Origin of the sequence: Tenacibaculum sp. MAR_2010_89, assembly GCF_900105985.1 — a bacterium.
GTDB lineage: Bacteria > Bacteroidota > Bacteroidia > Flavobacteriales > Flavobacteriaceae > Polaribacter > Polaribacter halocynthiae.
Window position 1 is genome coordinate 2,515,901 of record NZ_FNUB01000005.1, and the last position, 23,600, is coordinate 2,539,500.

The window sequence follows — 23,600 nt, forward strand, 5'->3', positions numbered from 1 at the left end:
CTAAATAATAACTAATAATTATGAGAAAAAAAATAAAACTTAAAGCTGTGAATTTTAATGTTTTTGAAATAAACAGATTGAAAAAAAATCAATTACATAATGTATATGGTGGTACTACTATTCAAGGAGCCCGTGGATCTAATAATAGGTTAGATGATGGAACTTTTCCTAATTAATTAGAATAAAAAATAAGAGGTTAAAATTTTAACCTCTTATTTTTTACTCTTAAATTGCTTGAATATAACTTTCTAACTCTTGTTTAGAAGCTAACTTCAATTTTTTTCTTATTCTGTATCTAGTTGACTTTACAGCATCTAAGGATGAATTTCTTACTACCATTATTTCTTTAATTGATAAATTCAATCTTAATAAAGTACATATCTCTCTTTCAGTTTTTGTTAAACTTGGATATAGCTCAATAAGTTTTGCTTCAAAACCTTTATTTACTTCAATGATTCTATTTTGTAAATCAGAAAGTTTACCTTCAGTTTTAATTTGCATTTGTATTTCAGAAGTTAATGTATTTACTTTTTGTTTTATTTCTTCTGGTACAACAGGTAATATTTCTTTTTTCAAACGATTTAACAGCTCTTGTTTAAACTCCATTCTCATGGTATTATCAGCTATTAACCGTTTTGTTTCATCTTCATTAACTTTAATTTTTTGATCTAACAGTTCTTTTTGTATTTGCTCTTTTTCTAATTTAATCTGTAACCTGCGTTCTTTTCCTTTATAATTTCTAAAAAGTAATATCCCTATTATAAGAGTACTCACTATTGTAAGTATGAATAAAATAAAATATAACCATTTTTTTGATGCTTCTTCTTTGGCTAATAATTCTACTTCTCTTTTTTCTTGATTAAAACGATAGCTTAATTCTAATTCTTGAACTTTTTTTATGTTTTCTATATTAAATATAGAATCAGAATGACGATTAAAAATTCTATATTGATTATATGCTTCCTTATAATTTTCCATTTTGGATTGTAAAAAACTTTTACGTAAGTAAGCCTTTGCTGTTAGTTCTCTAAATCTTTCTTTCAAAGCTATTTGTAAAGATGAATCAATATAAATTAAAGCTTTAGTATATTCTTTAGTTTTTTTGTATGTATTAGAGGCGTTTCTATAAGCTATACATAATGAATATTTCTTTTTATATTTTTTTGCATACTTTATATTTTCTTTAACCAACAATAAGGCTTTTTCATACTTTTTTTGACGTAAGTTTACAGCAACCATGTTATTATTTACTCGTTGAATATCATCTAAGCTATTAATAGATCTAAACATTTTTTTTGCCTTTTGATAACAAATTATAGCAGAATCAATACGTTTCGTTTGCCTGTATGATACTCCCATCATATTATACCCTGCAGCAATACCATGAATATCTTTTAAGGAACCTTTAATCTTAATTGATTGTTTGTAATGCTGAATTGCTTTTTTATGTTTTTTTTGATACCTGTATACCATTCCCATATTATGCAAAACATCAGATATGTGCTCTAAATCATTAAATTTTTCATAAATACTTTTTGCTTTTAAATAGTACCCTATAGCTATAGGATATTCTGCTTTCCTTCTATAAACAACACCTTTTACTATATAAGCTTTTGCTAATTGTTGTAAACTAACGCTATCAGCCTTATTTCCTATTAGCTTTAGTGCTTCTTCTATAATTTCGTTTGAAGCACTAAAATTTCTATCATATTGAAATTCTGCTAAATCAAGTAAAGTTTTTATTTTTTCTTCTTCAGACTTAGCCTCTGTTACTTCCTTAAGTAAATCTTCTAATGATATTGAACTATCTGCTTCTTGAGCAATAACACTAAAAAAATTTATTAAAAAAAGAAAAAAAATAAGATGTTTTATCATAAAACAAATGTAATTAGAAATTAGTCTTCCTATATTTTAATATCTCTTTAATATTTAATCCTCCTCCTTTATTATTGTGATTGGAGTTCCTTTTATTCCTGCATAAAAAACGATGATCTCAGCAGGTATATCAGCTTCATTCTTTCCATAATGCCATAAATTTACAAGTTCAACAATTGGATCACCAGCCTTAAGGTATAAAGTATCCTTAGTCTCGCTAATCACTGTTAATTCTCCTTTAAGTAAAACTCCTGCATTAATTTCTGGATGCATATGTTTTTTTAATTCTGTTTTTGGTGGAATCGTAATTTTTAATATTGTTACTTTAGGTGTTCCGTCAGGATATTTTGGTAAAGATGCCCCATTCCAACTTTTACTTGTTTCAATTAATTTTATAACTTTTATTTTTTTGTTCTCTTTTGATTTACAAGAAATAATAAAAGCCAAAAACATATAAAACGCAATACTATATTTTTTCATTTATTTAGGTTCTTAATTAAAAATAATTCAAGCCGAATTTAGGCTTATATCCATCTAGAAAAAACATTTTTAGATGTTTTTTTATTATAAAAAAACATTAAAAAAAACATAAACACCTAATTATTAAACCTATAAGTTGATTAATTACAAAAAAAATAGTATATTTAGATAAACCTTATAGTCCCCCCGACATGAATAAACTAATTATCTATGCATTAGCAGTGGTAATCCTACTCTCTTGCGAAAAAGAAAAAAAAAATTCAGTAAACATTCCTAAAAAGCATAAGAAGGAAAAGAAAGAGGAAAACCCAGACAAGTATGCTATTTGGACAGAAAAACAAGCTGCTAGACATCAAAAAATACTTCAAAAGTTGTCTTCAAAAGCTAAAAAAACCAATTATAAAAAAGGCCGTTCCTATTCTTATGATGAAAGTCATTTAAGAGGTACTTGGAAAAACAGAGGTCCTAAAAACATGCCCGGAGCATTTAAATTTACTGAAATGCTTGATGATACAGATGTTATATATGGAGTAAGCCATAATCATTATGCTAGTGAATTTAATTCAAAGGCTTTGATTTTTAAAGGAACCGTTTACAACCCAAAAACGGGTAAAGGTGGAGATGACTTTAAAGTACTTACTGCAAATTGGCCAAACAGATATCAAAATTTATTTGCTTTTAAAATCGACTCAATCACAAGGTTAGTTGCCCATATTGAAAATGGTCCACTATATTACTCTGATGATGATGGAACTACATGGTCTCAATCAAATGGATTACCAGATGCTAATACTAGTTCTATTATCAACAGACAAGATGATCATACTATATATGTAACTAATGGTCAATTGGTATTTTTTTCTACTGATAAAGGAGCTAACTTCTTTTTACTTAAAGAATTTAATACTAAAGAAAATAGTTTTTTATATACTCCCAGATACGATCTACAAGCAAATTCTGAAGCTATCTTTTTAGCTCATGGAGGTACCTTTTATAAATTAAATGATAAAAAAACTGATTTTTCAAAATTAGGAACCTATACCACTAACCACGGAAGTAGGTTATTTAGTATTGGTGGAGATAGTAGAGTTCTTTATATTACGGAAGATAAAAACTATTGGGTGTCTAACGATGAAGGAAAAACCTGGGTTAACAAACACCCTAAAGGAAATTATTATGGTAATAGAACAGTAAAAATGTCACCTGGTAAATTCTTTGCAGCACATCCAGAAAATCCTAGCATTTCAATTGCTGGATACTCACAACCTATAATTTCTTTAGATAAATTAAACACAAACCATTCAACAACTACAGGTTGGGGTAGATATCAAAATGGTACGAGTTTAAATACTGAAGACTATTATAATAGAATTCGATTTAATTACCATCCAGATTTTCAATCTTCTCAATTTTTTTATAATAGTACAGGAGATTTATTTTCTGTAAGGTGCAGTGACGGCGGGATTTTTATATCCTACAAAGAATGGGAAGATTTCCCTAATGAAGGAACTGCTTTTAACAATACTGGATATAAGGATGCTCATTATATTAACTTAAATGTTATCAATACCATAAACCCATTAATATATAGAAATAATTTATTTACTGGATATAGTAACCCTAATCATATTTATTACAGTACTCAAGATCAAGGAAGTGGAAGTATTATAAATGATGATAGTAAAAGAGAAGATAATAAAGAGGTATTAGATTTTTATCAAAGTATTGGTGGTGATGGCCCTCCAATTAACAGTCATGATGGAAAATATGCTTGGAAATGGCAAAGACAAGGTACGAAAGTATATGCTCCTGTTAAAATATATAGTAACACTGGAGCTTTTCAATCAATAAGTAAAATAAATCGTCAGTTTAAAGATGAATACTCAGTTAGCTTTACAAAAAAAACTGCAATGGCCTACGTTCAAACATATATAGATCGTACAGATTCAGATAAAAATATGTGGGTATTATCAAAAGATTTAAATAGAGTAACATGGGATGGTACTTCAATTACCTCTCATACCGTTGATAAAGGTACTAATCATGTAGCAGCTTTAGCTCAGGCAACACTTAATCCAGATAAATTGTATATGCTTCAAGATGGTAAAGTATTTATTTCAGAAGATAGAGGAACCACTTTTGACACAGAAATAACTACACCTTTTTCTAAAACTAATGAAGTTATTGGAAGAGGTGATATAGGTAGCGGAGTTGTATTACCTAATGATGACAATTGGATTTTATTTTGTGGACCTAGTACAAATAATGTAGGCTCAATTTTATCAAAAGATGGAGGACAAACTTGGATTGACATTACAGGAGATTTCCCTAGTGGAATTGATGCACAAACTAGTGGAATGGTTGTTACTTCTGGTGGTGAATTTGTATTTGCAGGAACTGATATTGGTCCTTATGTTTTTGATGTAGCTAAAGAAAAATGGTACTCAATTGCAGAAGGAATTGGTTTTTTTAATGCAACAGATGTAGACTATATTCCGTCAATAAACACAGTTCGCTTTGCTTCTTGGGGCTCAGGGATATTAGATTTCAAAATAGATACTCGCTCGTTATCTATTGATGATAACAATGTTGCATTTAAAACTAATTTTAACGTATACCCTACTCCTGCAAATGAATTTATAACTTTACAATTAAAAAATTCTATAAGCTCAAAACTTAATATCGATTTTTATAACATTTTAGGTAAAAAAGTACTGACAAAAAATGATGTTACACTTATAAATAATGAAGCTACAATTAATACTTCACAACTTACTCCTGGTATATATATAGCTAATATTTTGGGAGATAAAAATCAAAAAATGAGTAAAAAGATAATAATTCAATAGTTATTATTTTTACTTATTAAAAACGTATTATACTATTCAACTTGAAAATTATAATACGTTTTTCTTTTCATAATAATGATCAATAATCTTATCTGGGTTTTTAATAGTATTTTTTATCCAATTAAAATATAAAACTTGCTTTTCATCATCATTTAATTGCCAATCAATAGTAGTTTTACGAATACGAGATGTTATATCTTGTAAAGTAATTGCAGCGGCTACCGATATATTTAAACTTTCAGTGAAACCAACCATAGGTATTTTTAAAAAACCATCAGCTTCTTCTTTTATATAATCTGATATACCGTCTTTCTCAGCTCCAAATACAAAAGCAGATTTTTTGGTAACATCAAAATCAGACAACACACAGGAGTCTGTATGTGGAGTCGTTCCAATTATTTGATATCCTTTGGTACGTAATTCCTCTAAGCATACTTTTGTATTATCTCCATCTTCTTTAAAACGGTTAATATTTAACCACTTCTGACTACCTTTAGCTACATGCCTTGATACTTTATTGGTAAATTTATTTTCTATAGCATACACATCTTGAATACCAAAAATATCACAACTCCTTACTACTGCACTTGCATTATGTGGTTGAAAAATATCTTCTAAAACTACTGTAAAATGGCGAGTTCTATTACTTAATACTTTATGAAAAGTATTTTTACGTTTTTCTGTAATATATCCTTCTAAATAAGCTAATAATCCTTCATCAATCATGTAGCAAACATACTAAATTTTCATATTTTAGAGGTTTAATTTTTGATATGAAAAATTTAGTTATTTTATCTGGTGCTGGTATTAGTGCTGAGAGTGGTATTAATACCTTTAGAGATGCAAATGGTTTATGGGAAGGTCATGATATTTATGAAGTTGCTTCTCCTCAAGGTTTTGCTGCAAATCCTAAACTTGTTTTAAATTTTTATAATGAACGTAGGAAACAACTTACTACTGTCGCTCCTAATAAAGCGCATTATAATTTAACTGAATTAGAAAAATATTTTAATGTCAATATTATTACTCAAAATGTAGATGATTTACATGAAAGATCTGGTAGTTCTAATATATTACATTTACATGGTGAATTGTTAAAAGCTAGAAGTACTAAAAATGAACATGCAATTTATAACTGGAGTGATGACATAAATTTAGGTGATTTGTGTGAATATAATTCTCAATTACGCCCACACATTGTATGGTTTGGTGAAGATGTTCCTATGCTTGAAAAGGCTATTGAAATTACTAAAAAAGCTGATATTTTAGTTATTATTGGTACTTCTATGCAAGTTTACCCTGCAGCTAGTTTGATTAGTTACATTTCAATAAACACTCCTATTTATTTTATTGATCCGAAACCAGCTGTTAGTAAGAATGATTTTAACAACTTAACTATTATTAATGAAGTAGCTAGTACTGGTACTGAAAAGTTATTACGCTTTTTACTATAATAAAATCTAACAATTCAAACAATGAAAAAGATAAAACTACTCATTTCATTTTTTTTGATATCAATTATTGTTTTTATATTTTCAAAAAATGACTTTAAAAAAGCCCCACCTACTCTCTATTTTAATGCTAATATAATTACTATTAATAATGAACTACCAAATGCTAATGCTATGTTGGTTGAAGATGGAATTATAAAAGAAATTGGAGATATTAAGTTATTTAAAAACTCAACTGTAAAAAAAATAAATCTTAAAGGAGCAACGGTTATGCCTGGTTTTATAGATGTTCATACACATTTTGCTTTATCCATGTTTTTTGAAAAAATGTATGATTTATCAGGTTTTAAGCATGAGAGTAATTCTGATGTTTGGAGTTATTTTGAAAGCTGTGTAAAAAATGTTACTAAAAATGAATGGTTAGTTTTTAAAGGGTTAGATCCTGTTTTAGTTCCCGATTTAAAAACTCCTACTTTAAAATATTTAGATCAAATTGCACCTAATAACCCAGTAGTTATTTTTAGCCAAAGTTTACACAGTTATTGGGTTAATACAAAAGCTTTTGAAAGTGTTGGTATCAATAATACTGTTAAAAACCATTCGAAAAAAAGTTATTATGAAAAAGATTCTTTAGGTAATTTAACAGGTTTAATTATAGAACAAGAAGCTTTTAAACCGTTCATTGAGAAATTAAAAACTGAAGTGCTTACTCCTAAATTATTGAGTAATTCTTCTAAAAAAGTAATGAAAAAATATGCTAAAAATGGAAATACAACTATAGTTTCAACTGGATTAACAATTAATGATTCTAAACCATTAATTTTAATGAAACATCTATCTGATAAAAAACCTAGTTTGTTAGGTAATTTTTTAACCTTGATTAAACAACTTCCTGAAAGAATTCCAACTCCTCGACATTTTATATATGTACGCCATGATATGGCACATATTTTACCTAAAACAAAGGGAGAAATAAATGATTTTTATGATATCATTGGTATAAAACACTGGTATGATGGATCTCCATACACAGGTTCAATGTACATGAATGATCCTTATCTTATTTCAAAATTAACTACTAAAAAATTGCATATACCACCTAATACAAAGGGAAAAGCTCTTATTAATAAAGAAAAATTAAAACAGTTTATTAAAACATACCATAATAAAGGATGGCAAATAGCTATTCATACACAAGGTAATGCTGCAATAACTGAAACAGTTAATGTTTTTGATGAACTGAAAAGTGAGCTAGATTATAGTAATTCTAGACATCGTTTAGAACACTGTTTAATGTTACCTAATTCAGAGATATTAAGAATAAAAAAACTACAGTTACTCCCTAGCTTTCATATAAATCACTTATTGTACTATGGAGAAGCGTTGAATAATGATATTTTAGGAAAAAAACAAACAAGTAAAATATTAGCTATAAAATCTACACTTAATGAAAATATAAAAAGTACACTACATGCAGATCAACCAATGTTTGAAAGTAATCCTTTTAGATTGATCCAAACTGCAATTGAAAGAAAAACTAAAGAAGGTAATATAATTGGTATAAACGAGCGAATAAATTTATTAGAAGCAATTAAAACTTTAACTATAAATGCTGCTTTTCAAATACATAAAGAAGATAAAATTGGTTCTTTAGAAAAAGGAAAATACGCTGATTTTATTATTGTAAATAAAAACCCTTATACTTTAAAAACAAATGAAATTGGTGAAATTAAATGTATCAAAACTTTTATTAATGGTAATGAAGTTGTTTATTAATATTCTTTACTAACTCGTTATTAATTTATTAAAATACTCAAACAGCTCTCCTTTAGAAATAGAACTCCCTTTCTGTATTAAATCAAATAGTTCAGTATTTCTTTCTTCATTATAACCTTTGGTTCCTTCTAAAATTTCTACCTCTTTACTCTGTGTGTTTTTTAGTAACCATTCATACCCTTCTTGTTCTAATAAATTTATTTCTTTATTAGTTATTTGCACAACAATTCTATGAATATTTTCTTTTTCACATTTAAAAAGGTTTAAAACTCTTGGAGAAAAATGTTCTAAGTATTCAGTTTTACTAAGTACATCATCCCAAACAACATCACTAAAAACATTCATTTCATCTTCAGCAACTTTTGGTTTTTCCTTCTTAATTTGATTCCATTCGTTCACATCTATACTTTGCGTTGCTAAAAATCTAGCAAACTCATTATGCAAACTTTCAAACTGTTCTTTTGTTAATTGACTATACTTCATTCTAAAAAAAATAAGAGCAATCAAAGATACTTGATTACTCTTAAATTTTAAAGACTTATAAACAAAAAACTATCGTGTTACTGTACCAGTAATTGCAGATACTGGTCCATTACCCATTGCATAAGCTTTGTGATCTACTGCATCTGCAGGCACATCATGAGCTAACGGCTTTAAAACAAATGGTTTAGTACTATTATCAGGATCTGGTTCTACAGATATAACTATTTTTTTACCTCTTAAATCAGTTGGAAATATTAATCCTGTTGGTGCATTTTGTATATAATCTTCACCTGGATATCCTGGACCATTCCCCATACCTCCTTTAAAAGTAGAAGTTGCCGCATTATCATCAGCTTTTGCAGGGTCTGTAAAAGTACCTGTACTTACTGGAGTTCCATTCATTACTACCCATCCTTCATACTTCCATCCTGCTGATAATGTTGGTAATGTTAATCCTGTTGTAGCACTACCACTTGAATTATCTAAAAACCAAACACCACTACGCTCATTATTTGCCATCCCATCTGTTGGTGTTGCTAATATGTATTTTCCTGCTGATTTTGAAAAATCCCCTACTATACCTGATGAAGAAATACTTGCTGTATTACTAGTAAAATCTCCAGCTAAAATTTTAGTATCGGCTGGTTTAGGATCAGTATCATTTGCTGGTTCTATTGATAAAACAAATTTTGTAGCTACAGCAAGTTGTGCTGAACTAACCACAAATGATGTTTTTGATAATTTACCAGAATCATCAACTGTAAAAACTCCTGTTGTAACTGGTGCTCCATTTACAATAATCCAACCTTCATATTTAAAGTTGGCTCCCAAATTTTCTAAACCATTAATATTTACATTTAATACAGATGTACTTGGTGCAGTAGTATCATCATCACTACAAGAAGTAAAAGCTAAAGCAGTTACAGCTAAAACACCTAAAAATATTTTTCTCATTGTTTTTTGTTTTTAAGATTACTCCTACAAAGATATTTTAGATGATTATATTAAAATGTTAGCTATCTAACACTTAAGCTACTTTTTTTAATAATCTTAACTCTTTTCCTTTAAAATCTATGATTTCTTCACTTTTTAACTCATTCATCAATGTATTTAATGTTGGTCTTGAAGTGCCAATTAAAGTTGCTATGTCTTTTTGAGTATAAGGGTGTTTTATTATATGGTCTCCCGTTTCATCACATTCATACCCATAATCGTCACATAATTCATTAAAAAACTCAATTAAACGTGTTCTGGTATCTTTATATAATAATAATTGTAACCTTCTTTCAAGTTTTTTCATTCGTAAGCCAATAAACTTGTAAATTTTAAAACTCACAGAAACATTATCTCTCATCAATTCATACATAGTGTCTTTTGAAACTGGACAAATAGAAGTAGTATTATCAATAGATTGTGCAAATTCATTTCTCTTATCCTCCCCCAAAATTGCCTTCTCTCCAAAAATTTCACCTTTTGTAAGAATTGACTTTATAACTTCATCACCTTCTTCTGTATAGTACCCTATTTTAACTTTACCTTTATCAATAAGATAAATTTTATTGGCAGTATCTTCTTCAAAATAGATATAATCGCTTTTCTTATAAGAGTTTACCTTGTGATTTTCTTTATATGTAGGATATTTATGTGGGCATAATATCTTAAATAAGTTAATATCTTCAAAATACCAAATTGCACTCATAACATGTAGTTTTAAGGTTCTGATATTTTGTCTAAAAAAAAGTACATACATTACAAAAAAGCTCTGGTAAATACCAGAGCTTTTTTGTAATTATATAGAATATTAATGCTAAGCGTTTTGCTTTTTTATTAAGTTTAAGGCTGAACCTTCTTTAAACCACTCTATTTGACCTTCATTATATGTATGATTTGCCATAACAATATCTTTAGCCCCATCAGAATGAACCACTTCAATTGTTAGTGGTTTTCCTGGACTAAATTTATTTAAATCTAGAAAATTAAATGTGTCATCTTCTTGAATTAAATCGTAATCAGTTTCATTTGAAAACGTTAAACCTAACATTCCTTGTTTTTTTAAGTTTGTTTCATGAATACGAGCAAATGATTTTACCAATACTGCAGCCACCCCTAAATGACGAGGTTCCATAGCGGCATGCTCTCTAGACGATCCTTCTCCATAATTATGATCACCAACAACAATTGTTTTTACATTCGCCGCCTTATAAGCTCTTGCTGTTTTTGGTACAGCATCATAATCACCATTTAACTGATTTTTTACAAAATTAGTTTTCATATTATAAGCATTTACTGCTCCAATTAAACAATTATTAGATATATTATCTAAATGTCCACGATAACGTAACCATGGTCCAGCCATAGAAATATGATCTGTTGTACATTTTCCATGAGCTTTAATTAATAATTTAGCCCCGTTAATTTCAGTTCCTAATGGAATAAATGGTGTTAATAATTCTAATCGTTCAGAATCAGGATTAACTTTTATTTCTACACCACTTCCATCTTCTTCAGGAGCTAAATACCCATCATCTTTTACCTCAAAACCTTTAGGAGGCAGTTCCCATCCTGTTGGTTCATCTAACATTACCTCTTCTCCATTTTCATTAATTAACTTATCTGTCATTGGATTAAAGTCTAAACGTCCAGCAATAGTAATTGCTGCCACTAATTCAGGGGATGCCACAAAGGCATGTGTATTTGGATTTCCATCAGCCCGTTTTGCAAAATTTCTATTGAATGAATGGATTATAGAGTTTTTAGGTGCATTTTTAGGATCTTCATAACGTGCCCATTGACCAATACACGGTCCACATGCGTTGGTAAAAATCGTTGCATCTAAATTTTCAAAAACTTCTAAAATACCATCTCTATCAGCCGTATATCTTACTTTTTCTGAACCTGGATTAATACCAAATTCTGCTTTTGTTTTTAATCCTTTATCAATAGCTTGTTGAGCAATTGATGCTGCTCTAGACAAATCTTCATAAGACGAATTTGTACAAGAACCTATTAACCCCCATTCAACTTGTAATGGCCAATCATTATCATTAGCTTTAGTTGTCATTTCCTCACCAGCCTTGGTAGATAAATCTGGAGTAAATGGCCCGTTTAATAAAGGACTTAATTCTGATAAATTAATTTCAATAACCTGATCAAAATACTGTTCAGGGTTTTCATATACATCAGCATCACCAGTTAAATAATCTTTAACTTTATTAGCAGCATCTGCAACATCACTTCTATCTGTAGCACGTAAGTAACGTTCCATTGATTCATCATAGCCAAAAGTAGAAGTAGTAGCTCCTATTTCTGCACCCATATTACAAATTGTACCTTTCCCTGTACAAGACATTGCTTTAGCTCCTTCACCAAAATATTCTACAATAGCACCAGTTCCACCTTTAGCTGAAACAATACCAGCTACTTTTAAAATAACATCTTTTGGTGCAGTCCAACCAGATAATTTGCCTGTTAACTTAACTCCTATCAATTTAGGGAATTTTAGTTCCCAGGGCATTCCTGCCATCACATCTACTGCATCTGCTCCTCCAACTCCAATGGCTACCATACCTAACCCTCCTGCATTTACAGTATGAGAATCTGTACCAATCATCATTCCACCAGGGAATGCATAATTTTCAAGTACAACTTGATGTATAATACCTGCTCCAGGCTTCCAAAAACCAATTCCGTATTTGTTAGATACTGATTCTAAAAAATTAAATACTTCATTACTATTATTTAAAGCAGCTTGCAAATCTTTGTCTGCTCCTACTTTTGCTTGAATTAAATGATCACAATGAACAGTTGTTGGTACTGCTACATTTTTTTTCCCAGCTTGCATAAATTGCAATAATGCCATTTGAGCAGTAGCATCTTGACAAGCAATTCTATCTGGTGCAAAATCTACATAGTCTTTTCCTCTTATAAATGCTGTATTTGGGGCTCCATCCCATAAGTGAGTATATAATATTTTCTCTGCTAGTGTTAAAGGTTTACCGGTAATTTTACGAGCAGCATCCACCCTTTCAACTACCTTTTGGTACACCTCTTTTATCATTTCAATATCGAAAGCCATATATTTTTGTTTAGTTTTTGTTTCAAGTCTCAATTTAACAAAAAATCATGTAAACTACTTGATTCCTTTATAATTAATACCAATACAAACATCTAATTAATTGATTAATATATGTCATAAAAAAAATCTGAGTTAAAAACTCAGATTTTTATATATTAAAAAAACAATATAATATTACATTACTAATTGCTTTTGAGATGGTTTAAATTTAGTTAATACAATACCCTCTACAGCAGCTTCATATTCCTCCATAGTAGGTGTTCTTCCTAATATACAAGACAAAACAACTACAGGTGTTGAAGATAATAAAGATTCACCTTTTTTAGCATCAGTATCTCTTACTACCCTTCCTTGGAATAAACGAGTTGAAGTAGCCATTACAGTATCTCCTGGTTCTGCTTTTTCTTGGTTACCCATACATAAGCTACATCCTGGACGTTCTAAATATAATTTATTTTCGTACTTAGTTCTTGCAACTGCTTTTGGAGCACTATCGTCAAATACAAATCCGGCATATTTTTCTAGAACTTCCCAATCACCTTCTGCTTTTAATTCATCTACAATATTATATGTAGGTGGTGCAACAACTAAAGGTGCTTTGAACTCTACTTCTCCTTTTTGAGCCTCAACGTTTTTAAGCATTTGTGCCAATATTTGCATGTCTCCTTTATGTACCATACACGAACCAACAAAACCTAAATCTACTTTTTTAATTCCTCCATAAAAAGATAATGGTTGAATATTATCATGCGTATAACGCTTAGATACATCCTCATTATTCACATCTGGATCAGCAATCATCGGTTCAACTATCTTATCTAAATCGATAACAACTTCAGCATAGTATTTAGCATCTGCGTCTGGCTTTAATGCCGATTTAGTTCCTGTTTTAATTTCTTGAATACGATTATTTGCTTTATCTACTAATCCTTTAAGATCTTGCTTAGGATTATCCATCCCCTTATCAATCATAATTTGAATACGATCTCTAGAGATTTCTAATGATTCTATTAACGTATCATCTTCAGAAATACAAATAGATGCTTTTGCTTTCATTTCAGCAGTCCAATCTGTAAATGTAAATGCTTGATCAGAAGTTAATGTACCAATATGTACTTCTATAATTTTTCCTTGGAAAACATTCTCCCCTTCAAACTGATTTAACATCTGTTCTTGAGTAGCGTGAACCACATCACGGAAATCCATGTAGGATTTCATCTCTCCTTTAAAAGTAACCTTTACAGACTCTGGAATTGGCATAGTAGCCTCACCGGTAGCTAATGCTAAAGCAACTGTTCCTGAATCCGCTCCAAAAGCAACACCTTTAGCCATACGTGTATGTGAATCTCCACCTATGATTACATCCCAATCATCAACTGCAATATCATTTAATACTTTATGAATTACATCCGTCATTGCATGATATTTCCCTTCTGGGTGACGTGCAGTAACTAACCCGAAATCATTCATAAACTTCATTAATCTTGGTATATTAGCTTTAGACTTATCATCCCAAACTGAAGCTGTATGACACCCTGATTGATAACCTGTATCAACGATAGGTGAAATTACTGTTGCAGCCATCATCTCCAATTCTTGAGAAGTCATTAAACCTGTAGTGTCTTGAGATCCTACAATATTTACTTCAACTCTTACATTAGAACCAGCGTGTAATGTTTTACCTGGTGTAGTTCCAACAGCGTTTTTATTAAATATTTTTTCAACAGCAGTTAACCCTTGTCCTTCAATAGAAACTTCTTTTGACACTGCATAAACTTGTGGTACATCTATACCTAAAACTTTACAAGCAAAGCTTTGTAATTTCTTACCAAAAACAACAGCATAAGAACCTCCTGCTTTAATGAACTCCTTTTTTGGTGGTGTTAAAGCTGTAGAAATATCTTTTACTACTTTATCACCTTTAAACAATTGTTTTGTTTTTGTATTTATAGTAAATACAGTACCTGTAGCAACAGAATACTCTTCTTTTAAAATTGCTTCTCCTTCTTCGTCAACAATCGTATTTCCATCAGCATCTTTTTGCTTTACCCAGTTTTTTAAATCGATACCAATACCACCAGTTACCCCAACTGTTGTTAAGAAAATTGGTGCAATACCATTAGTTCCTGCAATTACAGGAGCAATATTAATAAATGGCACATATGGGCTTGAAGAAATACCTGTCCATAAAGCAACGTTATTTACACCAGACATCCTAGAAGATCCAACTCCCATAGTTCCTTTGTCGGCAATTAACATCACGCGCTTATTAGGATGCTTTTCTTTTAATGCTAATAATTCCTTTTGCATTTCTTTATTATGCTCAAACATACTCTGACCATGTAATTCACGATCTGATCTTGAATGTGCATCTGCTCCTGGAGATAATAAATCTGTTGAGATATCACCAATACCAGCAACAAAAGTTACAATTTCTATTTCTTCCTCAATTTCTGGTAACTTTGTAAAGAATTCTGCTTGAGCATAACTCTCTATTAATTCTTTAGCTATAGTATTTCCTGCTTTATATGCTTTCTCTAATTGTTCTGTATCTGCTTCGTATAAAAAAACTTGAGTTTTTAATACTTTAGCAGCTTCATTAGCTATAGAAATATCATTTCCTAAAGCTAAATCAAGAAGTACTTCTACAGAAGGACCTCCTTTCATATGACCTAATTGTTCAAAAGCAAAAGAAGGTGAAATTTCTTTTAAAACAAACTCCCCAAGAATAATCTCCTTTAAAAATTTAGCTTTAACACCAGCTGCACTTGTTGTACCTGGTAAAACGTTATAAATAAAAAAGTTAAGAGAATCTTCTCTATACTCATTATCAATATCTTTTATTTGCTTAATAATTTCACTTATTAGTGAACTACCATCAATTGGTTTAGGATGAAGACCTTGAACTTTTCTTTCCTCAATTTCTTTTATATAATCTTTATAAATACTCATTATATAAGTTTTTTTATTGTTAAAAGTGCTATTACAATCCCCTTATTGTATTATTTCAACTATTAGAGCTAAATACAAGCACCTTTAATCATGTTAGTACCTATAGACATGTAGTCTATTTTTGTTAATTTTTGCTATGCAAAAGTAGTATTTTAAGTCGAAATTAAAAAATAATCACTTAACTAGGCTTATTAGTAAACAAAACGTATCAAAACCATAAAAAAACACCAAAATCAATAAATTACACATTGTTATTTGTTAATTTTTTATCAAATTAACATTCAAGAAGAATTGTAAGAATGTGAAGTTTATATAAAAATTAAAAAAGCAGACCAATAAGCTGGATTCTGTTCCTTAAAAAGGCTCTTATCATTTATCTAGTTTTACAATTACTTGTAAAATCAATCTGCCTACCCCTTAGAATCGCGCGAGTAGCGCTCAAGCTCTAATGTACATGACATTGCACCGCATAGAGTTTACCTGGTTTCACTACAGCATTACCTGTACATTCTTTCTGTTGCACTTGTCCTCGGTTTACACCGGACGGTTGTTATCCGCTATGCTACTCTTTGGTGTCCAGACTTTCCTACTTATACTAAATATAAGTCGATAAGATAGGTCTGCTTAATTATCTTTATATATTTTCAACTTTTTTCATAAAAAACCCACTCAAAGATTGAGTGGGAAAATTGCTATGAAAAAGAAAAAGTGTCTAGAACGTCTTCTAGACACTGCAAATATATGATATTATTTTAATAACCAACACTAAAAAACCATTTTTAATATTTTTTTATTTAACTTTTAAAATCATAAAAAAACCCACTCAAAGATTGAGTGGGAAAATTGCTATGAAAAAGAAAAAGTGTCTAGAACGTCTTCTAGACACTTACAAATATATAACTTTTATAAAATATTATCTAATAAAAAAGTAGTTTATTTTCTTTATTAAGAAAACATGTCTTTTACTTTTTCAAAGAAAGATTTATCATTTTTCTGTGGGTTAGGGCTAAAGTTCTCATCTGTTTGCATTTGCTCAAAAAACTTACGCTGATCTTTTGTCAACTCTTGAGGAGTCCAAACATTTATATGAATTAAAAAATCACCATTACCATAACGTTCAATACTTGGTAATCCTTTACCTTTTAACCTTAAAATCTTACCAGATTGAGTACCTGGGTCAATTTTAATTTTAACTTTACCTGTAACGGTATCTATTTCTTTTGAGACACCTAATACAGCTTCAGAGAAATTAACATATAAATCGTAATGAATATTACTTCCTTCTCTTTTTAATGTATCATGTTGAACTTCTTCAATTAACACTAATAAATCTCCAGATATAGAATTCTTTCCTGGAGCTTCATTACCTTTTCCTCCAACTTTTAACTGAACACCTTCAGTTACACCTTCAGGAATATTAATAGATACAGTTTCTTCTTTTACAACCATTCCTTGCGCATCAGCTCCAGAAGGTTTCTTATTTAGCATTTCTCCAGCTCCATGACAAGTACCACAAGTAGTTGCTGTTTGCATTCTACCTAATATAGTATTTGTAACACGCATTTGTTGTCCACTACCATTACATGTTGTACAAGTTTTATATGTAACTCCGTCTGCTTGAACTTTTCTACGTACTTTAACTTTTTTCTCTACTCCATTAGCTATCTCTTCTAAAGTAAGTTTTACTCGTATACGAAGGTTACTTCCTTTAACTCTAGCTTGACGTTGACCTCCGCCTCCGCCGAAGCCTCCAAATCCACCACCAAATGCACCTCCGAAAATATCTCCAAATTGGCTGAATATGTCATCCATATTCATTCCTCCTCCACCTCCGAAGCCACCTTGACCTCCTTCAAAAGCAGCATGACCATATTGATCATAACGAGCTTTTTTATTATCATCGCTAAGAACCTCATAGGCTTCAGCACAAAGCTTGAACTTTTCTTCAGCTTCAGTATTTCCAGGATTTTTATCTGGATGATACTTTATAGCCATTTTTCGATATGCCTTTTTAATTTCAGACTGAGAAGCTGATTTTGATATACCTAATATTTCGTAATAATCTTGTTTTGCCATATTATTTCAATTGACCATTAACAATTAACAATAGCAGTTGGTAATTATTAATTGAATTATTAATTGTTTATGCTTGACCCATAACCACTTTCGGGTGACGGATAATTTTATCTCCTAATTTATACCCCTTTTCTACACAGTCTATGATTTTACCTTTTAAATCTTCTGTTGGAGCTGGTATTTGTGTAATAGCATCATGGATTTCAGAATCAAAATCATCTCCTGCTTTTACCTCTATAGCTGTTAACCCTTTTTGAGTTAAAGTGTTTTTTAACTTATTACTAATAAGTTCAATCCCTGTAAACAATTCAGAATCTTCACTTTTTTTTATCTCTACCAATCCTCTATCAAAATCATCCATAATTGGCAGTAAAGCTGTCATTACTTCTTGATTTGCTGTTTTAAACAACTCTATACGTTCTTTGGAAGTTCTTTTTTTATAATTCTCAAACTCTGCAAATAAACGTAAATATTTATCTTTTTCTATTTGAATTAATTGCTCAGCTGAAGGCTCTTCTTTTGCCTCAACTTCAACATTTTTCTTAGCTTCTTCTTGATTTCCTTCTAGCTCAGAATTATCAATAGCATCTTTTAATTCATCTTCTTTGGTATATTGATCTTTACTCATTGTAAATCTTTTCTTTTATATTCTTAATTTACTTAAACAAGAATACTGCCAATAAAAAAATAATGTCATAATGACACCATGTGTTTTTTTTAACTAAAAGTAATTTTTATAATTTTAACACATCAAATATGAATTTACCTTTTTTTTAACATATTTAATCTATACTTTTATAGCAGTTTAAAATAAAAATTATAAACATTTAAGTCCCTCATTAATTATGAAGAAAAATTTATTAAGTATTACTGGAGTTTCAATTTTAACTAAGAAAGAACAAAAAAACTTTACAGGAGGTATCTCGCTTGAAGATCCTAAAAAATGTGGTTGCGATTGCGCTGGAAGAGTTACTGGTCCTTTCTATTGTCATAATATTATTGCTTGTCCACAGGTATATACTTGTAACGAAGAAATGTAATTATTAAAGATTACACAAAAAAAGAAAACCAGCTACTATATGTAGCTGGTTTTATATTTAAAAAAATAATTGTTTATTAATTAATCTTCTATTCTTTCGATTTTTGCACCTATTGCTCTTAATCGTTCTTCTATATTTTCATACCCCCTATCAATTTGTTCAATATTATGAATAATACTGGTTCCTTTAGCTGATAAAGCTGCTATTAGCAATGATATTCCAGCTCTAATATCTGGTGAAGTCATTTTAGTTGCTTTTAACTGGCTTTGAAAATTATGACCAATAACAGTTGCTCTATGAGGATCACATAAAATAACTTTAGCGCCCATATCAATCAACTTATCAACAAAAAACAATCGACTCTCAAACATTTTCTGATGAATTAATACAGTTCCTTTAGCTTGAGTAGCAACTACCAATACGATACTCAATAAATCTGGAGTAAATCCAGGCCATGGAGCATCTGCTACAGTTAAAACAGAACCATCTATATAATTTTGAATTTCATAATTCTCTTGTTCAGGAATATAAATATCATCTCCTTTTTTCTCAAGAGTAATTCCTAGTTTTCTAAATACATTTGGTATTTGACCTAAATTAGCCCAACTCACGTTCTTTATAGTAAGTTCAGATCTAGTCATTACTGCCATACCAATCCAACTTCCTATTTCAATCATATCAGGTAAAATAGTATGTTCACAACCATTTAACTCTTTAACACCATCAATAATTAATAAATTAGATCCAACTCCTGAAATTTTTGCTCCCATGCTATTCAACATTTTTGATAACTGTTGAATATATGGCTCACAAGCTGCATTATAAATAGTAGTTCTTCCTTTAGCTAAAACTGCAGCCATAATAATGTTTGCAGTTCCTGTTACTGAGGCTTCATCTAGTAACATATCAGTACCTTCTAAACCTGTATCTGTTTCTACACCGTAAAAATACTCTTCTCTGTTATAACGAAATTTAGCCCCTAAATTAATAAACCCTTCAAAGTGAGTATCTAAACGACGACGCCCTATTTTATCACCTCCTGGTCTTGGTATGTATCCTTTTCCAAAACGAGCTAATAATGGCCCAACAATCATAATTGATCCTCTTAAAGAACTTCCATCTCTTTTGAATTCTGCACTTTCTAGGTATTCTAAATTAATGGCATCTGCTTGAAAACTGTATGAATTTGCCGATAATTTTTCTACTTCTACTCCTAATTCACCTAAAATAAAAATAAGCTTATTTACATCAAGAATATCAGGAATATTATTAATTATTACTTTTTCTGAAGTTAATAAAACAGCACAAATAACTTGTAAAGCTTCATTTTTTGCTCCTTGAGGCGTAATTGTTCCATTTAATTTTTGACCTCCTTCAATTTTAAATGATGCCATTTATTTTTTTCTGTATTTGTTGTTGTTATTAGATTTTGTTTTTGTGTTATTTTTATGGTGACCTTGATTATTTCTTTTACGAAGTAAGTTTTTACTTTCAGATAAGCTCTCTTCAGTATTTCTTATATCTAGTTTACCATCAGATAAATCATATAAATGATCCAATATTACTCCATCCTCAACAGTATCTTTATTCCAGTTTAAATAACATTTTTTCATATGATTAGCTATGGTAAAAATTAAAGCTTCTTTCATATCTCCATCTTCCCAAGTTAAAGCTACATCTATCATTGTTTGGATATTATTTCCATAAAAACGATATTTTGATGCCGATTTTGGGTAATCTAGTTTTGTTGGCTTTTCAGTTAACTCTTCTTTTGATGGGGTTTCATAAGGAGAATCTACATCCAATTTAAAATCAGCCATAATATGTAACTGATCCCATAATTTATGCTTAAAATCAGGAACATCACGTAAATGAGGTTGTAAATTACCCATTACATGTATAATGGCCTTCGCCATTTTATTTCTTTCTTCTTTTTCTTCAAGTTCAATACAATGATTGACTAATTTTTGTATATGTCTTCCATATTCTGGAATAATTAAAGTAGTTCTCCCTGAATTATATTCTAAATCAAACGTCATTTCTCTATTTTTATATGTATGCAAAATAAGTAATTATTATGAATAACTTATCCTATTACTTTTAATTTTGCGAATTGTAATAATAATTTCTTTTTACCTACAGTTCCAAACTCAATCTCTGCTTTTTTATTGGGTCCTTTACCGTCTAATGCCAGTACTTTACCAGTTCCAAAACGGTTATGTTCAACAATATTTCCAACTACAATTTCACCATCAAACAAATTAGTTTTTGAAGTAGCTTCTGACACCTTTTTCATTTTACTTTTCGGAGGTACCATTGTTGCTTTTTCCTTCTTAGCTAAAAATTCTTTTCTCTTCTTTTGAATTGGTTTTTGAAATCTAATTTTTTTAGATGAATCTTCATCTCCAAATAAACTTGCATCTATAAATCTATTCGCTGAAGGTTCAGGTACTTTTGGTGCCAGATATTCAACATACTTTTCATCAATTTCTTCTAAAAAACGACTTGGTTCACCATCAGTAAGTTTACCCCATCTATAACGTGTTTGTGCATAAGTTAAATAAGCTACTTTTTCAGCTCTTGTAAGTGCTACATAAAACAAGCGTCTTTCTTCTTCTAATTCATTTCGTGTATTCATACTCATGGCTGAAGGAAATAAACTTTCTTCTAAACCAACTATATAAACATAAGGGTACTCTAAACCTTTAGATAAATGTATAGTCATTAATGAGACTCTAGGTGTATCATCTTTTTCACTATCAAAATCAGTTGCTAAAGCTACATCTTCTAAAAATGAAGTAAGTGATGCATCTTCTCCGGTTTCAATTTTATCTGTTATAAAATCCTTAATACCATTTAATAATTCTTGAACATTTTCAACTTTATTAACACCTTCAGGTGTACCGTCTTTTTGTAAATCTTTAACTAATTGCGTTTGTTTCACTACTAAATCTGCCATTTCAAATGCATTTTTAGTTTGTGCTTCAATTTGCAATCGTTGCATCATATTTATAAAATTTTGCAACTTTGTTTTTGTTCCAGAATTTATTTTAATATCTATTTTGTCAATATGCTTAATAATGTCAAAAATTGACTTTTTATAATGATTAGCAGCTATTGCTAATTTATCAAGAGTTGTAGCACCAATACCACGTGCAGGGTAATTAATAATTCTTTTTAAAGCTTCTTCATCATTTGGATTTATTAGTATGCGTAAATAAGATAATAAATCTTTAATTTCTTTACGTTGATAAAATGAAATACCTCCATAAATTTTATACTTAATATCTTTCTTTCTTAAAGCATCTTCCATTGCTCTTGACTGAGCATTGGTTCTATATAAAATTGCAAAATCATTGTTTGTTAATTGATGATTCATTTGATTTTCCCAGATAGATTGAGCTACAAATCTTCCTTCCTCTCCATCAGAAATAGTTCGCATGATTTTAATACTTTCTCCGGGATCATTTGCTGTCCATACCTCTTTATCTAGCTTCGTTTTATTTTTATCAATAACACTATTTGCAGCTTCTACAATATTATTTGTAGATCGATAATTTTGTTCTAATTTAAACGTTTTAACATCTGGATAATCTTTTTGAAAATTCAAAATGTTATTGATGTTAGCACCACGGAAACTATAAATACTTTGTGAATCATCACCAACAACACATATATTTTGAAAACGGTCTGCTAATGCTCTTACTATTAAATATTGCGAATGATTGGTATCTTGATACTCATCAACCATAATATATCTAAAACGATCTTGATATTTAGCTAACACTTCTGGAAAACGCGCTAATAACTCATTCGTTCTTAATAGTAAATCATCAAAGTCCATTGCTCCAGACTTAAAACACCTATCAACATATTCTTTATATATCTCCCCTACTTTTGGTCTGCTTGCCTGTAAGTCTGCTTCTTGTAAATCTGAATTATTAAAATAAGCTCTAACAGTAATCAAACTATTTTTAAATGATGATATTCTACCTAATATTTGCTTTGGCTTGTATCGGTCTTTATCCAAGTTCATTTCTTTAATAATTGCAGTTATTAAACGTACTGAATCTTGAGAATCGTAAATTGTAAAATTTGAAGGGTATCCAAGTTTATCAGACTCAGACCTTAAAATACGCGCAAAAACAGAGTGAAATGTTCCCATCCATAAGTTTTTCGCTTCACTGTATCCTACAACACTACCAATACGCTCTTTCATTTCACGAGCTGCCTTATTTGTAAATGTTAGTGATAAAATGTTAAAAGAATCGACACCTCCTTGCATTAAATGTGCAATCCGAAAGGTTAACACACGTGTTTTACCAGACCCTGCTCCTGCAATAATTATCATTGGGCCATCTTTTTGTAAAACGGCTGCTCTTTGTGGTTCGTTAAGTTGCTCTAAATAAGTGTTCAAAGAAATATAAATTGAAAGAATTTAAAAACGGAAAATTAACCATTCTTTTAGGTTTTATAAAATATGTTGGCATTTTTTTATTCACAGTCTATTATTTACTTTTTTAGATGTTTTTTCTGATCCTAT

18 protein-coding genes and 1 other RNA gene are annotated in these 23,600 nt (G+C 30.0%); 5 read left to right on the forward strand and 14 right to left on the reverse strand.

Features of this window, described 5'->3' with window-relative positions:
* Nucleotides 1–20 precede the first annotated feature (20 nt).
* A complete protein-coding gene (locus BLV71_RS18645; RefSeq protein WP_176974412.1) occupies nucleotides 21–176 on the forward strand; it encodes a hypothetical protein in 156 nt (51 codons plus the stop codon).
* 49 nt (nucleotides 177–225) lie between these two features.
* Here BLV71_RS18645 and BLV71_RS14510 read toward each other — a convergent pair whose 3' ends face one another.
* Together BLV71_RS14510 and BLV71_RS14515 are read right to left on the reverse strand one after the other, a co-directional pair.
* Nucleotides 226–1,875: a tetratricopeptide repeat protein gene (locus BLV71_RS14510; protein WP_093871240.1), complete on the reverse strand. Its 1,650-nt coding sequence runs from the start codon at nucleotides 1,873–1,875 to the stop codon at nucleotides 226–228.
* Between the two features lie 54 nt (nucleotides 1,876–1,929).
* Complete coding sequence (locus tag BLV71_RS14515; protein WP_093871241.1) at nucleotides 1,930–2,355, reverse strand: cupin domain-containing protein; 426 nt, start codon at nucleotides 2,353–2,355, stop codon at nucleotides 1,930–1,932.
* Nucleotides 2,356–2,546: 191 nt separating this feature from the next.
* Between BLV71_RS14515 and BLV71_RS14520 the strand changes: the two genes are divergently transcribed.
* On the forward strand, nucleotides 2,547–5,204 hold the full coding sequence (locus tag BLV71_RS14520) for a T9SS type A sorting domain-containing protein (RefSeq protein WP_093871242.1): 2,658 nt from the start codon (nucleotides 2,547–2,549) through the stop codon (nucleotides 5,202–5,204).
* 48 nt (nucleotides 5,205–5,252) lie between these two features.
* On the opposite strand, the gene BLV71_RS14525 is transcribed toward BLV71_RS14520, so the two are convergent.
* Nucleotides 5,253–5,930 (reverse strand): TrmH family RNA methyltransferase, encoded by a 678-nt coding sequence (locus tag BLV71_RS14525; protein WP_093871243.1) that lies wholly within the window; start codon nucleotides 5,928–5,930, stop codon nucleotides 5,253–5,255.
* A gap of 47 nt (nucleotides 5,931–5,977) precedes the next feature.
* On the opposite strand from BLV71_RS14525, the gene BLV71_RS14530 reads away from it, so the two are divergent.
* The gene (locus BLV71_RS14530) at nucleotides 5,978–6,658 is read left to right on the forward strand and encodes an SIR2 family NAD-dependent protein deacylase (protein WP_093871244.1); all 681 of its coding nucleotides are present in this window, start codon (nucleotides 5,978–5,980) and stop codon (nucleotides 6,656–6,658) included.
* A gap of 21 nt (nucleotides 6,659–6,679) precedes the next feature.
* On the forward strand, nucleotides 6,680–8,431 hold the full coding sequence (locus BLV71_RS14535) for an amidohydrolase (RefSeq protein ID WP_093871245.1): 1,752 nt from the start codon (nucleotides 6,680–6,682) through the stop codon (nucleotides 8,429–8,431).
* Between the two features lie 9 nt (nucleotides 8,432–8,440).
* On the opposite strand, the gene BLV71_RS14540 is transcribed toward BLV71_RS14535, so the two are convergent.
* The 8 genes from BLV71_RS14540 to BLV71_RS14575 all read right to left on the reverse strand — a co-directional run bounded on the left by BLV71_RS14540 (nucleotide 8,441) and on the right by BLV71_RS14575 (nucleotide 18,645).
* Nucleotides 8,441–8,914 (reverse strand): DUF6495 family protein, encoded by a 474-nt coding sequence (locus BLV71_RS14540; RefSeq protein ID WP_093871246.1) that lies wholly within the window; start codon nucleotides 8,912–8,914, stop codon nucleotides 8,441–8,443.
* Nucleotides 8,915–8,983: 69 nt separating this feature from the next.
* On the reverse strand, nucleotides 8,984–9,868 hold the full coding sequence (locus BLV71_RS14545) for a hypothetical protein (RefSeq protein WP_093871247.1): 885 nt from the start codon (nucleotides 9,866–9,868) through the stop codon (nucleotides 8,984–8,986).
* 73 nt (nucleotides 9,869–9,941) lie between these two features.
* The gene (locus tag BLV71_RS14550) at nucleotides 9,942–10,613 is read right to left on the reverse strand and encodes a Crp/Fnr family transcriptional regulator (RefSeq protein WP_093872049.1); all 672 of its coding nucleotides are present in this window, start codon (nucleotides 10,611–10,613) and stop codon (nucleotides 9,942–9,944) included.
* A 108-nt stretch (nucleotides 10,614–10,721) separates the two neighbouring features.
* On the reverse strand, nucleotides 10,722–12,989 hold the full coding sequence (locus BLV71_RS14555) for an aconitate hydratase (RefSeq protein ID WP_093872050.1): 2,268 nt from the start codon (nucleotides 12,987–12,989) through the stop codon (nucleotides 10,722–10,724).
* 174 nt (nucleotides 12,990–13,163) lie between these two features.
* The gene (locus BLV71_RS14560) at nucleotides 13,164–15,941 is read right to left on the reverse strand and encodes a bifunctional aconitate hydratase 2/2-methylisocitrate dehydratase (RefSeq protein WP_093871248.1); all 2,778 of its coding nucleotides are present in this window, start codon (nucleotides 15,939–15,941) and stop codon (nucleotides 13,164–13,166) included.
* A gap of 320 nt (nucleotides 15,942–16,261) precedes the next feature.
* An RNA gene (rnpB, locus tag BLV71_RS14565) (RNase P RNA component class A) lies at nucleotides 16,262–16,568 on the reverse strand.
* Between the two features lie 318 nt (nucleotides 16,569–16,886).
* Nucleotides 16,887–18,017 (reverse strand): molecular chaperone DnaJ, encoded by a 1,131-nt coding sequence (gene dnaJ / locus BLV71_RS14570; RefSeq protein ID WP_093871249.1) that lies wholly within the window; start codon nucleotides 18,015–18,017, stop codon nucleotides 16,887–16,889.
* A 67-nt stretch (nucleotides 18,018–18,084) separates the two neighbouring features.
* Nucleotides 18,085–18,645 (reverse strand): nucleotide exchange factor GrpE, encoded by a 561-nt coding sequence (locus tag BLV71_RS14575; RefSeq protein ID WP_093871250.1) that lies wholly within the window; start codon nucleotides 18,643–18,645, stop codon nucleotides 18,085–18,087.
* Nucleotides 18,646–18,862: 217 nt separating this feature from the next.
* Here BLV71_RS14575 and BLV71_RS14580 point away from each other — a divergent pair, with 217 nt between their 5' ends.
* Nucleotides 18,863–19,057 carry a hypothetical protein gene (locus tag BLV71_RS14580; protein WP_093871251.1) on the forward strand — a complete coding sequence of 65 codons (195 nt, stop codon included), beginning with the start codon at nucleotides 18,863–18,865 and terminating at the stop codon, nucleotides 19,055–19,057.
* Between the two features lie 80 nt (nucleotides 19,058–19,137).
* On the opposite strand, the gene murA is transcribed toward BLV71_RS14580, so the two are convergent.
* Genes murA through BLV71_RS14595 form a run of 3 tightly spaced genes read right to left on the reverse strand, consistent with a single transcriptional unit; the run spans nucleotide 19,138 to nucleotide 23,474 of the window.
* Nucleotides 19,138–20,451, reverse strand: a complete 1,314-nt coding sequence (murA, locus tag BLV71_RS14585; RefSeq protein WP_093871252.1) for a UDP-N-acetylglucosamine 1-carboxyvinyltransferase — start codon at nucleotides 20,449–20,451, stop codon at nucleotides 19,138–19,140.
* Entirely contained in the window at nucleotides 20,452–21,096 is a 645-nt protein-coding gene (locus BLV71_RS14590) for a DUF4290 domain-containing protein (RefSeq protein WP_093871253.1), read from the reverse strand.
* 47 nt (nucleotides 21,097–21,143) lie between these two features.
* A complete protein-coding gene (locus BLV71_RS14595; RefSeq protein WP_093871254.1) occupies nucleotides 21,144–23,474 on the reverse strand; it encodes an ATP-dependent helicase in 2,331 nt (776 codons plus the stop codon).
* Nucleotides 23,475–23,600 lie beyond the last annotated feature (126 nt).